This window comes from Micromonospora sp. PTRAS2 (assembly GCF_054052245.1).
Genome location: NZ_JBSWBU010000010.1, coordinates 1 through 14,320 on the forward strand (window position 1 = coordinate 1; position 14,320 = coordinate 14,320).

General features: G+C 73.3%; 13 protein-coding genes. 10 read left to right on the plus strand and 3 right to left on the minus strand.

What is annotated here, in order from left to right; all coding sequences use genetic code 11:
- Window positions 1-304: 304 nt before the first annotated feature.
- The 4 genes from ACVMYR_RS25430 (at window position 305) to mshC (ending at window position 3,941) form a co-directional block, all read left to right on the plus strand.
- On the plus strand, window positions 305-1,018 hold the full coding sequence (locus tag ACVMYR_RS25430; protein WP_077939959.1) for a histidine phosphatase family protein: 714 nt from the start codon (window positions 305-307) through the stop codon (window positions 1,016-1,018).
- Between the two features lie 121 nt (window positions 1,019-1,139).
- Window positions 1,140-1,724, plus strand: a complete 585-nt coding sequence (locus ACVMYR_RS25435; protein ID WP_077939960.1) for a DUF3090 domain-containing protein — start codon at window positions 1,140-1,142, stop codon at window positions 1,722-1,724.
- Window positions 1,721-2,539, plus strand: a complete 819-nt coding sequence (locus ACVMYR_RS25440; protein ID WP_077939961.1) for an SCO1664 family protein — start codon at window positions 1,721-1,723, stop codon at window positions 2,537-2,539. Before ACVMYR_RS25435 ends, ACVMYR_RS25440 begins: the two co-directional genes overlap by 4 nt.
- 163 nt (window positions 2,540-2,702) lie before the next feature.
- Window positions 2,703-3,941, plus strand: coding sequence for a cysteine--1-D-myo-inosityl 2-amino-2-deoxy-alpha-D-glucopyranoside ligase (gene mshC, locus ACVMYR_RS25445; RefSeq protein WP_077939962.1), 1,239 nt, complete (start codon window positions 2,703-2,705; stop codon window positions 3,939-3,941).
- Between the two features lie 109 nt (window positions 3,942-4,050).
- On the opposite strand, the gene ACVMYR_RS25450 is transcribed toward mshC, so the two are convergent.
- Window positions 4,051-4,842 carry a GntR family transcriptional regulator gene (locus tag ACVMYR_RS25450; protein ID WP_228986836.1) on the minus strand — a complete coding sequence of 264 codons (792 nt, stop codon included), beginning with the start codon at window positions 4,840-4,842 and terminating at the stop codon, window positions 4,051-4,053.
- Window positions 4,843-4,979: 137 nt separating this feature from the next.
- Window positions 4,980-5,849, minus strand: a complete 870-nt coding sequence (locus ACVMYR_RS25455; protein ID WP_043968784.1) for a PAC2 family protein — start codon at window positions 5,847-5,849, stop codon at window positions 4,980-4,982.
- Between the two features lie 212 nt (window positions 5,850-6,061).
- On the opposite strand from ACVMYR_RS25455, the gene metH reads away from it, so the two are divergent.
- The gene (metH, locus tag ACVMYR_RS25460; protein WP_457122957.1) at window positions 6,062-9,577 is read left to right on the plus strand and encodes a methionine synthase; all 3,516 of its coding nucleotides are present in this window, start codon (window positions 6,062-6,064) and stop codon (window positions 9,575-9,577) included.
- Here metH and ACVMYR_RS25465 read toward each other — a convergent pair.
- Complete coding sequence (locus ACVMYR_RS25465) at window positions 9,559-10,512, minus strand: ketopantoate reductase family protein (RefSeq protein WP_457122958.1); 954 nt, start codon at window positions 10,510-10,512, stop codon at window positions 9,559-9,561. The two genes, metH and ACVMYR_RS25465, sit on opposite strands and share 19 nt — an antisense overlap.
- A gap of 72 nt (window positions 10,513-10,584) precedes the next feature.
- Between ACVMYR_RS25465 and ACVMYR_RS25470 the strand changes: the two genes are divergently transcribed.
- The 5 genes from ACVMYR_RS25470 to ACVMYR_RS25490 all read left to right on the plus strand — a co-directional run bounded on the left by ACVMYR_RS25470 (window position 10,585) and on the right by ACVMYR_RS25490 (window position 14,268).
- Complete coding sequence (locus ACVMYR_RS25470) at window positions 10,585-11,172, plus strand: TetR/AcrR family transcriptional regulator (RefSeq protein ID WP_457122959.1); 588 nt, start codon at window positions 10,585-10,587, stop codon at window positions 11,170-11,172.
- Between the two features lie 213 nt (window positions 11,173-11,385).
- Window positions 11,386-12,534 carry a helix-turn-helix domain-containing protein gene (locus ACVMYR_RS25475; protein ID WP_457123034.1) on the plus strand — a complete coding sequence of 383 codons (1,149 nt, stop codon included), beginning with the start codon at window positions 11,386-11,388 and terminating at the stop codon, window positions 12,532-12,534.
- 156 nt (window positions 12,535-12,690) lie between these two features.
- On the plus strand, window positions 12,691-12,861 hold the full coding sequence (locus ACVMYR_RS25480; protein WP_457122960.1) for a hypothetical protein: 171 nt from the start codon (window positions 12,691-12,693) through the stop codon (window positions 12,859-12,861).
- Window positions 12,848-14,047, plus strand: a complete 1,200-nt coding sequence (locus ACVMYR_RS25485; protein WP_457122961.1) for a helix-turn-helix domain-containing protein — start codon at window positions 12,848-12,850, stop codon at window positions 14,045-14,047. Before ACVMYR_RS25480 ends, ACVMYR_RS25485 begins: the two co-directional genes overlap by 14 nt.
- Window positions 14,044-14,268, plus strand: a complete 225-nt coding sequence (locus ACVMYR_RS25490; protein WP_457122962.1) for a hypothetical protein — start codon at window positions 14,044-14,046, stop codon at window positions 14,266-14,268. Before ACVMYR_RS25485 ends, ACVMYR_RS25490 begins: the two co-directional genes overlap by 4 nt.
- Window positions 14,269-14,320 lie beyond the last annotated feature (52 nt).

Consider the following 14,320-nt stretch of genomic DNA (forward strand, 5'->3'; position numbering starts at 1 on the left):
TGGGGTGCTGCTGCGGTCGGTGCTGCTGCGGTCGTCCGTCAGGTGTAACGCCCTCGCCCCGGCCGGGATTCCGGCCGCAGGGTGCCGCCGGTCACCACCCCGACCCCGGTCTGACCCGGCCCACCCCCGGCCCGCACCACACACCCCGCCCCACGCCACCCCGCCGGGTCGGACAATTCGCTCATTCCGGTGGAGGGGTGACGGGATGCCGGGCAGGTGGGGGTATCCCGGCGCGGTGACGCCGCCATGTCGCCGACACGGAGTCGATCAACCTATCGCCGCGTCCCGGTCCGTACCGCCTAGGGTGGGCAGCGTGGCGACTCTTCTCCTCCTGCGGCACGGCCGCACCACCGCGAACGCCGACGGCGGTCTCGCCGGACGGCAGCCCGTCGAGCTGGACGACACGGGCCGGGCCCAGGCGAGCGCGGTGGGTGAGCGGCTGCGCGGGCTGCCCCTCGCGGCGGTGGTGACCAGCCCGCTGGTCCGGTGCCGGCAGACCCTGGAACTGGCCCTGCCGCAGGCCGCGCCGACGGTGGACGAGGGGCTGATCGAGTGCGGGTACGGCAGTTGGGAGGGACAGCCGCTCAAGAAGCTCGCCAAGGAACCGCTCTGGCCGGTGGTCCAGCAGCACCCGAGCGCCGTCGTCTTCCCCGACGGGGAGGCCATGGCGGCGATGGCGGCCCGAGCTGTCGCCACGGTGCGTTCCTGGGACGCCCGGATCACCGCCGAGCACGGGCCCGAGGCGGTCTGGTTGGCGTGCAGCCACGGCGATGTGATCAAGGCCATCGTCGCGGACGCGCTCGGCGTACACCTTGATCTTTTTCAGCGCATCGTCGCGGACCCGGCGTCGGTCACGGCGATCCGGTACACGCCGCTGCGGCCCTTCCTGCTGCGGCTCAACGACACCGGCGGTGACCTGGCCGGGTTGGTGCCGCCGTCGCGCCGGCGTCGGCGGCGGGCCACGCGGCCGGCGGAGTCCGACGCGGCGGTCGGCGGAGGAGCGGGGGCCGGGCGGTGAGGCCGACGGCGGGCGTCCTCCCGGTCGGTCGGCCCGGGTGGCAGGACGGGTGCGGCGCGGGCGCGCGATTCCGGGTCGGTGGGGTGCGCGACGCTGTGGCACGCCGGATAGGGTCGTGGGTATGACCCACCAGGTGCACGCCTTCGAGCCGCCGGAGCGGTTCGTCGCCGGGACCGTCGGGGCGCCCGGGGAGCGCACGTTCTTCTTGCAGGCCCGCGGCGGAGGCCGGCTGGTCAGCGTCGCGCTGGAGAAGGTCCAGGTGTCGTTGCTCGCCGAGAAGCTGGAGGAGTTGCTCACCGAGGCGCAGCGCCGCTTCGGCGTGCAGTTGCCCGAAGCGGTGACGTCGGTGGGCGACAACGACCCGCTGGACACGCCGGTCGACGAGGAGTTCCGCGTCGGCACCCTCGGCCTGGCCTTCGACGTCGACACCGCGACCGTCGTGATCGAGGCGATCGCCGCCGGCGAGGCGGAGACCGAGGTCGAGCTGGGCGGCGACGAGGACGAGGACGACGACGATGAGGACGACGAGGAGCCGGACGAGGACCTGGACCGGCTGCGCGTCCGGTTGACCCCCGAGGCGACCCGCGAGTTCATCGAGCGGGCCCGCCGGGTGGTCAATGCCGGTCGCCCGCCCTGCCCGCTCTGCGGCCAGCCGCTGGATCCCGCCGGGCATCTCTGCCCGCGGCACAACGGTTATCACCGGTGACCTCGTCCGAACTCGAACGTCGGCAGGACGACGTGGCGACGCTACGGCTGCTCCGCGACGGTGAGCTGACCGTCGAAGGCCGCCTGGTCGACGCGTCGAACGCGACGCTGCTCGGTGCGCTCACCCTCGACGGGGTGAGCGCCCGCTGCGTCTACAAGCCGGTGCGCGGCGAGCGTCCCCTCTGGGACTTCCCGGACGGCACCCTCGCCGGCCGGGAGGTCTCGGCGTACCTGGTCTCCCGCGCCACCGGCTGGGACCTGGTCCCGCCGACGGTGCTGCGCGACGGCCCGTTCGGGCCGGGCTCCTGTCAACTGTGGATCGACGAGCCCGACGACGCCGAGCCGCTGGTCGGCTTCGTGCCGGCGGAGGCGGTGCCGCCGCGTTGGTTCCCGGTCGCGGCGGCCCGGGACGACGACGGTGCCGCGTACGCACTGGCGCACGCCGACGATCCGCGCCTGGCCCGGCTGGCGGTGCTCGACGCGGTCATCAACAACGCGGACCGCAAGGGCGGCCACGTGCTGCTCGGCGCGGACGACCGGCTCTACGGCGTCGACCACGGGGTGAGCTTCCACGTGGAGGACAAGCTGCGCACCGTGCTCTGGGGTTGGGCCGGCCGGGAGCTGCCGCCGGACGCCCTGGAGATGCTCGCCGACCTGACCGTCCGGCTCGGCGGGGAGCTGGGCGAGGAGCTGGCCGAGCACCTGACGATCCGCGAGGTCGCCGAGCTGGCGGCCCGGGTGGGCCGGCTGCGCGACGGGGGCCGGTTCCCCCAGCCGCCGCAGGACTGGCCGGCGATGCCCTGGCCGCCGATGTAGCCGTCGGTCCACGCCGCCGACGTAGCCGGGTCAGTGCGAGCCGCCGATGCAGCCGTCGGTCCGGCAGGCCCGCCAGGGCGGTCACCAGGGGCGCGAGCGGTTGTCGCGTTGGTCACCCGTGGCGTGGGTCCGGCGCGCGGGGCGGCTGGCTAGGCTGACGGTCATGGAGTCTTGGACGGGACATGAGGTGCCACGGCTGCCCGGCAGGGGCGGCCCGCTGACATTGTTCGACTCGGCGCGACGCGGTGCCCATCCCAGTCGACCTGGCGACGTGGCCACCATGTACGTCTGCGGCATCACCCCGTACGACGCCACGCACCTCGGCCACGCCGCCACCATGATCACCTTTGACCTGGTGCAGCGGATGTGGCTCGACGCCGGCCTGACGGTGCGCTACGTGCAGAACGTCACCGACATCGACGATCCGCTGCTGGAGCGGGCCGAGCGCGACGGCGAGGACTGGAAGGTCCTGGCCATGCGGGAGACCGCGCTGTTCCGCGAGGACATGGAGGCGCTGCGGATGATCCCGCCGGCGCACTACGTCGGCGCGGTCGAGTCGATCCCCGACATCGCCGACAAGGTTCTCACCCTGCTCAAGGACGGGGCCGCGTACCGGCTCGACGACGGCACCGGGGACGTCTACTTCGACATCGCCGCCGCGCCCGAGTTCGGCTACGAGTCCAACCTGTCCCGGGCCGAGATGCTGGAGATTTTCCCCGAGCGCGGGGGCGACCCGGAGCGGGCCGGCAAGCGCGACCCCCTCGATCCGCTGCTGTGGCGCGGCGCCCGCGAGGGCGAGCCGTCCTGGCCCGGCGGCGACCTCGGCCCGGGCCGGCCCGGCTGGCACATCGAGTGCGCGGTGATCGCGCTGAACCTGCTCGGCGAGTCGATCGACGTGCAGGGCGGCGGCAACGACCTGCTCTTCCCGCACCACGAGTGTTCCGCCGCGCACGCCGAGCGGCTCACCGGCCGGTCGCCGTTCGCGACCCACTACGTGCACGCCGGCATGATCGGCCTGAACGGCGAGAAGATGTCGAAGTCCAAGGGCAACCTGGTCTTCGTCTCCCGGCTGCGGGCTGACCGGGTGGATCCGATGGCGGTGCGGCTCGGGCTGATGGCCGGCCACTACCGCGCCGACCGCACCTGGACCGACGAGCTGCTCGTGGCCGCGCAGGAGCGCCTGGCCCGCTGGCGGCGGGCCGCCGCCGCGCCGTCCGGGCCGTCCGGCGACGACTTCCTGGCGGGGGTACGCGAGCGCCTCGGCGACGACCTGGACACCCCGGGCGCGCTCGCGCTCGCCGACGACTGGGCAGAGCGTGCCCTCGCCGGCGAGGGGACGGACCCCGAGGCCCCGGCCCTCTTTGCCACGACCGTCGACGCCCTCCTCGGCCTCCGCCTCTAACCCCTCACTCACCCCGTGACCCCGCCATCTCGACGATGACGCAAACCTCCTGATCACCGGGGCGGGCGGCGGGGGCGGGGGGAGTAGAGGGCACGGGGGCAGGGCCGGGTCAGCCCAGGATCAGGCCCGGGTCCGGGTCGGGGTCCGGGGTGGGGGACGGGATCTTGTATTCCTCGGTGAGCGTCGTCATCGGGCCGGGCCAGGTGGCCTGGGCGACCTCGATGGGCTTGCGCCGGGCGTCGTAGGCGACGTGCAGCAGGTGCAGCACGGGGGTGTCGGGGCGGATCTGGAGGGTCTCCGCCTCCTCCCGGCTGGGCTGGCGGGCGGTGATGGTGTCGGTGGCGGTGACGTACTGCCGGCCGGTGGCCTCCTCCGCCTCCTGGTAGAGGGGCCGGCCGAACGCCTCGCCCCGCTCCAGGGTGGTGCCGGCGGTGTCGGCCGGCAGGAACCAGGAGGCGCCCACCTCGACGGGGGAGTCCTCGGTGCGTACGAGGTGGCGGCGGCAGAGCAGCTCGGTGCCGTCGGCGACGCCGAACGCGTCGGCCACCTCGGGCGGGGCGGGGGCGCGGCCGACCGAGACGAGCTGTTGACGGTAGCGGGCGGCCAGGTCGGTGTGGTAGCCGCGGAAGCCGCCGTACCGGCCCCGGGAGAGGCGGTTGAGCCGGCGCCGGGTGCCTCTGACGTACGTACCGGAGCCGGGTTTGGTGATCAGGATGCCCTCGACCCGCAGCTGGTCGACGGCGCGCTGCACGGTCTGCTTGGCGACGCCGAACATCTCGGCGATGGCCGGGATGGACGGCAGTCGCTCGCCCGGCCCCCAGTCGCCGCGGCGCACCTGGGCCTTGAGCTGCGCGGCGATCTGCCGGTGCGGGAACTCGGCCGCACCCGGGTTGATCTGCATGGCTCCTCCTGGAGATCACAGCTAGGTTCCTAGGATGCCCTAGGGGATGTGAGCGCGCCACCCCGGACACGCGAAAGCCCCCGGACCGGTCCGGCCCGGGGGCTTTCGGAAGGAGCGTGGCTGCCCGAAGGAGCCGGCTACCAGGAGCCGGCCGTCGGGCCGGCCGAGCCGCCGCGCCGGCGCAGGTACTTCTCGAACTCCTGGGCGATCTCGTCGCCGGTCAGCGGGGTGATGCCCGCGTCGCCGACGCGTTCCTCCAGCTCGCGCACGTATTCCCCCAGCTCGGCGTCCTGCTCGGCGGCTCCGCGCACCCGCTGCTCCCACTCCGCCGCCTCCTCCGCCAGGTCGGCCATCGGCACCGGCAGGTCGAGCACCTCCTCGACCCGGTGCAGCAGCGCGAGGGTGGCCTTGGGGCAGGGCGGGTTGTTGGCGTAGTGCGGCACGTGCACCCAGAACGACACCGCGTCGACCTCGGCGCGCGTGCAGGCGTCGTGCAGCACCCCGACGATGCCCGTGGGGCCGTCGTAGCGGGTGGGGGTGAGCTGGTAGCGCCGCGCCGCCTCCGCGTCGGAGGCGCTGCCGCTGATCGGCAACGGCCGGGTGTACGGCACGTCGGCCAGCAGCGCGCCGAGCAGCACCACCCGTTCGACCTCCAGGCTGTGGCAGATCTCCAGCACCTGCTCGCAGAACGTGCGCCAGCGCATGCTCGGCTCGATGCCCCGGATCAGCACCACGTCCCGCTCGGTGCCCTCCGGGCTGGCCACCATGAACCGGGTGGTGGGCCACTCGACGCGGCGGGTCTCGCCGTCGGCCATCGTGATCGTCGGCCGGCTGACCTGGAAGTCGTAGAAGTCCTCCGGGTCCAGCTCGGTGACCTGCCGCGCCTGCCAGACCTGTTCCAGGTGCTCGACCGCCGCGGTGGAGGCGTCCGCGGCGTCGTTCCAGCCCTCGAAAGCGGCGATGGCCACGGGGGACCGCAGCACCGGCAGTCCGTCGAACTCGGTCATGCCGTCACCTCACCCTGTCGTCGGCGGGCGGTCCCGGGCTGCGGCCCGGTCGTCCGCCTGCCGGGCCCGGTGACGTCCCTGATGTCCTTCACGTCCGTCAGCCTACGTGTCGGGGCCGGATGCGGCCCGTCGGCCGCGCCGGTCCGGCCCGCGGGCTGCCGGTGCGTCGCGGCCCGCCCCCACCGCCGGATCCTCGCACTACCCTGAGTGGGGTGGGGACTTCGCTGCTGGACGTGCTGGCGGAGCGGGTTCTCGTCGCCGACGGCGCGATGGGGACGATGCTCCAGGCGGCCGAGCTGACCCTGGACGACTTCGAGGGACACGAGGGTTGCAACGAGATCCTCAACGTCACCCGCCCGGACGTCGTCCGCGGGGTGCACGACGCCTACCTCGCGGCGGGCGCGGACTGCGTCGAGACGAACACCTTCGGCGCCAACCTGGCCAACCTCGGCGAATACGGCATCGAGCACCGGATCGGGGAGCTGTCCGAGGCCGGCGCGCGGCTCGCCCGGGAGGCCGCCGACGCGTGGGGCACCGCCGAGCGGCCCCGGTTCGTGCTCGGTGCGATCGGCCCCGGCACGAAGCTGCCCACCCTCGGGCACGCCGCGTACGCGACGCTGCGCGACGCGTACCAGCAGAACGCGGCGGGCCTGCTCGCCGGTGGCGTGGACGCGTTGATCGTCGAGACCTGCCAGGACCTGCTGCAGGTGAAGGCGGCGGTGGTCGGGTCCCGGCGGGCGATGGCCGAGGCCGGGCGGCGCGTGCCGCTGATCTGCCACGTCACGGTGGAGACCACCGGCACGATGCTGCTGGGCAGCGAGATCGGCGCGGCGCTGACCGCGCTGGAGCCGCTGGGCATCGACCTGATCGGGCTGAACTGCGCGACGGGCCCGGCGGAGATGACCGAGCACCTGCGCTATTTGTCCCAGCACGCGCGGGTGCCGCTGTCGGTGATGCCGAACGCCGGCCTGCCGCAGCTCACCGCCGACGGCGCGGTCTACCCGTTGACCCCGGTGGAGCTGGCCGACGCGCTGGAGCGGTTCGTCGCCGAGTACGGGGTGTCGGTGGTCGGCGGCTGCTGCGGGACGACGCCGGAGCACATCCGGCTGGTCGCCGAGCGGCTGCGCGGGGCGCGGCCGGGTGCCCGCGAGCCGCGCGCCGAGGCCGGGGTCTCCTCGATCTACCACCATGTGCCGTTCGCGCAGGACGCCAGCGTCCTGATGGTGGGGGAGCGCACCAACGCCAACGGGTCGAAGGCGTTCCGGGAGGCGATGCTCGCCGGCGACTGGCAGGCGTGCGTGGAGATCGCCCGCAGCCAGGCCCGGGACGGCTCGCACCTGCTGGACCTGTGCGTGGACTACGTGGGCCGAGACGGCACCCGGGACATGCGGGAGCTGGCCGGGCGGTTCGCCACCGCGTCCACGCTGCCGATCATGCTGGACTCGACCGAGCCGGCGGTGATCGAGGCCGGGCTGGAGATGCTCGGCGGGCGGTGCGTGGTCAACTCGGTCAACTTCGAGGACGGCGACGGGCCGGGTTCCCGCTACGCCCGGGTGATGCCGGTCGTCGTCGAGCACGGGGCGGCGGTGGTGGCGCTGCTCATCGACGAGGAGGGGCAGGCCCGCACGGCCGAGTGGAAGGTGCGGGTCGCGCAGCGGCTTATCGAGGACCTGACCGGGCGGTGGGGGCTGCGCCGGTCCGACATCCTGATCGACGCGTTGACGTTCCCGATCGCCACCGGCCAGGAGGAGACCCGCCGCGACGGCGTCGAGACGATCGAGGCGATCCGGGAGATCGCGCGGCGCTGGCCGGGGGTCAACTTCACCCTCGGCGTGTCGAACGTGTCGTTCGGGCTGAACCCGGCGGCCCGGCAGGTGCTCAACTCGGTCTTCCTGCACGAGTGCGTGCGGGCGGGGCTGACGTCCGCGATCGTGCACGCCAGCAAGATCCTGCCGATGTCGAGGATCCCCGACGAGCAGCGGGAGGCCGCGCTGGATCTGGTGTACGACCGCCGGCGCGCCGGCCACGACCCGGTGCAGCGGTTCATCGAGGTCTTCGAGGGGGTGGACGCGTCGTCGGCGCGGGCCACCCGGGCGGAGGAACTGGCGGCGCTGCCGCTGGACGAGCGGCTGCGGCGGCGGATCGTCGACGGCGAGCGCAACGGCCTGGAGGCCGACCTCGACGCGGCGATGGCCGGGGGCCGGTCGCCGCTGTCGATCATCAACGACCTGCTGCTGGACGGCATGCGGGTGGTCGGGGAGCTGTTCGGCTCGGGCCAGATGCAGCTTCCGTTCGTGCTGCAGTCGGCTGAGGTGATGAAGACGGCGGTGGCCTACCTGGAGCCGCACATGGAGAAGGCCGACGACGGCGGCAAGGGCCGGATCGTGCTGGCCACCGTCAAGGGCGACGTGCACGACATCGGCAAGAACCTGGTGGACATCATCCTGTCCAACAACGGCTACGAGGTGGTCAACATCGGCATCAAGCAGCCGATCTCGGTGATCCTCGACGCGGCCGAGCAGCACCGGGCCGACGCGATCGGCATGTCGGGGCTGCTGGTCAAGAGCACGGTGATCATGAAGGAGAACCTGGCCGAGATGGCCGAGCGCGGGGTGGCGCAGCGCTGGCCGGTGCTGCTCGGTGGGGCGGCGCTGACCCGGGCGTACGTGGAGGACGACCTGCGGGCGGCGTTCCCCGGTCAGGTGCACTACGCCCGGGACGCGTTCGAGGGGCTGTCGCTGATGGACCGGGTGATGACGGCCAAGCGGGGCGGCGCGCCGGTGGTGGACCCGCAGCGGGAGGCGGCCCTGGCGGCGCGGCGGCAGCGCCGGGAGCGGCAGCGGGCGACGGTCGGGCAGGCGCTGCCGGGGCTGGACGACGCGTCGGTGCGCTCGGACGTGGCGGTCGACGTGGAGGTGCCGACGCCGCCGTTCTTCGGCACGCGGGTGGTGCGGGGGGTGCCGCTGGCGGATTATGCGGCGCTGCTGGACGAGCGGGCGACGTTCCTGGGGCAGTGGGGGCTGCGGGGCGCGCGGGGCGGCAAGGGCCCGTCGTACGAGGAGCTGGTGGAGACCGAGGGGCGGCCCCGGCTGCGGTACTGGCTGGACCGGCTGACCGCCGACAAGGTCCTCGAGGCGGCCGTGGTGTACGGGTACTTCCCGGCGTACTCCGAGGGCAACGACCTGGTGGTGCTCGACGAGGACGGGCGCGCCGAGCGGGCCCGGTTCTCGTTTCCGAGGCAGCGGCAGGAGCGGCGGCTGTGCCTGGCGGACTTCTTCCGGCCGCGCGGGGACGGCCTGGACGTGGTGGCGTTGCAGCTGGTGACGGTCGGGCAGCCGATCAGCGACTACACGGCGAAGATGTTCGCCGGGAACTCCTACCGGGACTATCTGGAGGTGCACGGCCTGTCGGTGCAGCTCACCGAGGCCCTGGCGGAGTACTGGCACCGGCGGATCCGCGCGGAGCTGACGCTGCCGGGCGGCCGTACGGTGGCCGACGACGACCCGGCGGACCTGGCGGGCCTGCTGCGCACCGACTACCGGGGCTGCCGGTACGCGTTCGGCTACCCGGCCTGCCCGGACCTGGAGGACCGGGCGAAGATCGTGGACCTGCTGGGCGCGGAGCGGATCGGGGTGCAGTTGTCGGAGGAGTTCCAGCTGGTGCCGGAGCAGGCGACGGACGCGATCGTGGTGCACCACCCGGAGGCGAGCTACTTCAACGCCCGGTGACTGTCGGTGAAGTAGGGCTCGGCTGCCTCCAGCCGGGGCACCTTGACCCCCAGCCGCCGTGCCTCCGCCAGCGTGTCGCGGCAGATCGCGCGCAGCTCCTCGGGGTTGGCGTGGGCCGTCGTCACCCGGCGCATCGGCGGGAACCGGGCGAGGAGCCAGGCGACTGCCGGTGCGGCCAGCCAGACGGGCGCGGTGAACGGCAGCAGGTCGGCCCGATGCCGCCGCAGCTCGACGCCGCGGGCCTCGACCAGCGGCAGCAGCTCGCGGACGGCGAGGATCGCCTCGCGTACGTCGCCGCGCGTCATCGTGGACAGGGAACCAAGCCGCAGGCTCTGCGTGTGCAGGCCCGCGTTCTGGACGAAGTGGATCGCCAGCCAGCCCCGGAAGTCGGAGTTTTCCCGGACCCTGAGCCCCGCCGCGCGGAACAGCCCGCGTACGGCCTGCTCGCGCTCGGTCGGCGGCCGGTCGAGCGTGCCGAGGAAGACGGCGGGCAGCAGCGCCGCGCGCAGCACACCGTCGTCGCCGAAGCCGCCACCGGCCCCGGGGAAGCCCCAGGCCACCTGCTCCGTGGGGAGGTGGTCGATCGCGGTCAGCGGATCGACCCACAGGTTGTTGAAGACGAGCACCGTGGCCCCGCCGACCCGCGGCCCCAGGAAGGCTGCGGCCTCCGCGAAGTTGTAGTGCTGCACGCTCAGCACGATGAGGTCGAAGTCGTGGTCCGGCTCCAGCGACTCGCGGTAGCGTACCGGCCACTTCTCGGTGACCCGCTTCCCCCACGGCCGGCGTCGCGCGTCGAGCAGATCGAGGTCGATCGTATCCCCGTACGCCGCCGCCCGCCCCGGCCGGACGTAGAACTCGACGTGGTGCCCGGCCCGTTCCAGGGTCCACCCGTAGACCGCGCCGATCACGCCCCGGCCGAACATCAAGATCTTCACGCGCCGCCCCGTAGGCTATAATTGGAGACCGTCTCCACTTCCAAAATATGGAGACGGCCTCCACTTGTCAACATGGGATCCCACGTGACCGACGCCAAGCCGCTGCGCGCCGACGCCCGCCGCAACCGCGACGCCCTGCTCGCCAAGGCGCGCGAACTCTTCGCCAACAACTGCTTCGACCTGCGCTTCGACGACTTCGCCAAGCTGGCCGGCGTGGGCACCGGCACGCTCTACCGGCACTTCCCGACCCGGGAGGCCCTGGCCGAGGCGGTCTACCGCGAAGAACTCACCGCACTGTGCGATCGCGCCCGCGCCCTGCACGCCGCCCTCCCCGCCGACGAGGCGCTGGAGTCCTTCCTGCGTGGCCTCGTCGCCCACCTGCACGCCCACCAGGGCCTCGCCCGCACTCTCGCGGCGCTCATGGCCACCCGCCCGGACACGATGGCCGAGGGCGCCCAGGCCCTGCATCAGGTCGTCGCCGACCTGCTGACCTCCGCCGCCGAGGCGGGAACCGTCCGCGACGACGTGCGCGCCGGCGCCATCATGATCGCCCTCCAGGGCATCTGCGCGGCGTACGACCACCCGGACTTCCGCGCCGACGCGGACCAGGTCGTCACCCTCGTCCTCGCGGGCCTCCGCCACGCCGCGCCCGCGCCATGAGCGACGCCGCCCGGCACCGCCCCTGATTGACCGCGACGGGAGCGACAGTGGCGGTTGGCCGCCGACGTGAAGCTCCGCCGGGTAACGCTGCGGTCAGTGCGTTCGAGTGTACCGTCCGAAATGGCCGCTGGTTGATGCCAGCGGGCATGCCGGTCAGCCCTCGACCTGGGAGTGTCGCTGATGCCCCGTCGTCCCATACCCGTCGATCCGTCGATCGGTGATCGCATCCGGATCCGTCGCGAGCTGCGCGGTTGGAGCATCCGGCATGCCGCCAGCCGTGCCGGCATCTCCCATACATCGTGGTCGCGGATCGAGCGTGGCCAGCAGCGCACCGATCGGTACATGGTGGTAGACCTTGCTGCGGCGCTGGAGTGCTCGGTGGTCGATCTGACCGGGCAGGCGTACACGCCGGCCGATCGGCAGCTCGATGCGGCGCGGATCGATGCCGAACGGGTGTGGCGGATCATGATGGACACGCCGATGGCGGGCAGGCGGGAGCTGCCAGCCACCGTCGAGCAGGTGCGTCGGGAGGCAGGGCTCGTGCGCGCTCTGTACGGGCGGTGTGACTACGCGGGTGCCCTGCGCAGGCTTGTCGACTTGGTGCCGGCGATGCATGGCCTGACCGATCGGCGGGCGGCGTTGGCGGAGATGGTGCCGGTCTACGGGGTTGCGATGGGTTCCCTGCTCAACGTCGGCTATCCGGCTCACGCGTGGCTCGCGGCGGAACGCTGTGCGGAGGCGGCGGGACTGCTGGACGATCCGGTGGCGGCAGGGGTGGCGGCGGCCAACCGGGCGCGGGTGTCGGCCTACTCCGGCGCGTACGGGCCGGCGCGGGCGTGGTGCGACGCGGCGGGTGCCGGCCTGGCGGGCAGCGGGGCGGACGGGGCCCTGGACGTGCTCGGGTTCCTGCATCTCGCGCGGGCCCATCACCTTGCCGGCCTGCGTGACCGGGCGGGCGCGGAGGAGCACCTCGCCGAGGCGGCGCGGATCGCCGCGCACACGGGGGAGACCGAGAGCTGGGATCTTGCCTGGGGCCCACGCAACGTGGCGCTGTGGCGGATGGCGTTTCAGCTCGACACGGGCCGACCGGAGGAGGCGATTCGGACGGTCGCCGGTGTGGACGTGAGCGGCCTGCCGGCGATACGGCAGGTGTACTTCTGGCTGGACATGAGCCGGGCCGCAGAGGCGGTCGGGCGGGGCCGGGACGCGGTGCGGATGCTGCTCGCGGCGGAACGAGTCGGTCTGCAGCACGCGCGTTCGTCGACGTCGGCGCGGGAGACGGCCCGGGCGTTGCTGCGCCGGAGCGCTGCCTCGCCGGAACTGCGGGGCCTGTGTGAGCGGATGAGCATGACCGTGCAGTAGTGGTGCGTAGGCGTTCCAGCGGCCGCATGTGCTGTCCGTAGCGTTCTGATCACGGTTGCGGCTGCTTCGATCTGACTGCCGCCGTGGCCTTGAGCCGGCGCGGCGGTGGCGGTCCTTCCCGGAAACCCCGCCGCGCCCCTTCCCGAAGGGTTGCAGATGGGCGGCACGCAGCGCGATGCAGGGCCGAGCCGGGGCGAGCAGGCGGAGGCGGACGAACGGGAGGCGGCAAGACAGCGGATCCTCGCACAGGCCGAGGCCGAACGGATGCCGGTCGAGGAGACGACCCGAGCGGTGCCGGACCGGCGGTGGCGTCGTGGGAAGCGGTGAGCCGGCGATAGGTCGGCGGGTGGTGCAGTGGCGGGTGCTGCGGCGGATGACGCAGCAGATGCTCGCCGATCGGTTGGGTAAGTCCAAGAGTTGGGTGGACAAGGTCGAACGTGGCGTTCGTGCCTTGGACCGGTTCTCCGTCATCCAGGACGTCGCCGAGGTGCTGCGGGTGGACGCGGCGGTCCTGCTGGGCGATGACGTGCGGCTGGCGAGGACCATCGGGACCGAGGGCGTGCGGGGGGTCCGGGCGGCGCTCGCCTGCTACGACATCCCCGCGGCCGAGCCGGACGCGCGGCCTGGGGGATCGACGGGCGAGCTGCACCGGCGGGTGGAGCACGCGTGGCTGACGTATCAGCACGCGCATTACCCACAGTTGACGCGGCTGGTACCTACCCTGCTCGCCGATGCGCGATCCGCGCACGCCACCGTCGCCGGGGGCGACGTGGCGGGTCTGCTGAGGCAGGTCTACCGGATCGTCGCCTCCCTGCTGGTGAAGCTCGGTGAGCCGGACGTGGCGTGGCTGGCGGCCGACCGGGCGACGGCCCTGTCCGCCGGTGACCCGGTGTGGGCGGCGGTGGCGGCGGTGCCGCTCGGGCAGGCGCTGCGCGCGGCGGGGCAGGGCCGGCTGGCCATGGCGGCGTCGATCACAGCCGCACACCGGATCGCGCCGAGCGTGTTGCACGACGCCCCGCCGCAGGACCTGGCGGTGTGCGGGACGTTGCTGGTCGAGGCGGCTCTCGCCGCCGCCACGTGCGGCGACCACCGCAGCGTGACGGAACTGCTCGACCAGGCCGCCGAGATCGCCGAGCGCGTCGACGGCGGCCAGGACCATCACCGCACCGGGTTCGGGGCGGCGGCGGTGCGGGTGGCGCGGGTTGCGGCGGCCGTGGAGCTGGGCGACGGCGGCGAGGCGGTCGCCCAGCACACGGAGACGGTCAGGCTGCCCGGGTGGCGGCGGCTGCCCGTCGAACACCGGGCCGCGCATCTGGTCGACGCCGCGCGGGCGTACCTCCAGGTCGGTGACCTGCTGGGGGCGGGCCGCGCCCTGGTCGAGGCGGACCGGATCGCGCCGGCCGAGGTCCGGGTGCGGCCGTTGGCGCGTACGGTGATCGCCGAGGTGGCCCGGGGCGGCCCGGCGCCGGCCGGCGTCGCGCACCTGGCCGCGGCGATCGGCCTCATTCGGTGACCGCGCCGTTCCTGTCCCTGGCCCAGATCCGCAACCGGCTCATCCTCACCGCCCGTTGGATCCTGCGCGAGCACCGACCCGCCCCCGACGGCCGCTGCCCGATCTGCCGCACGGTGGGCTGCCCGGCGGCCGCAGCCGCCCGCGACGTCCTCCACGCGGCCACGGAGGTGCAGTTGTGGAATGCGCCGGCCCGTCCGGCCGACGACCGAGGGGTTATGTGAAACGAAAATCACTTCCGTTAAGATGGCGTCGACCTCTCGACGAAGGAGAACC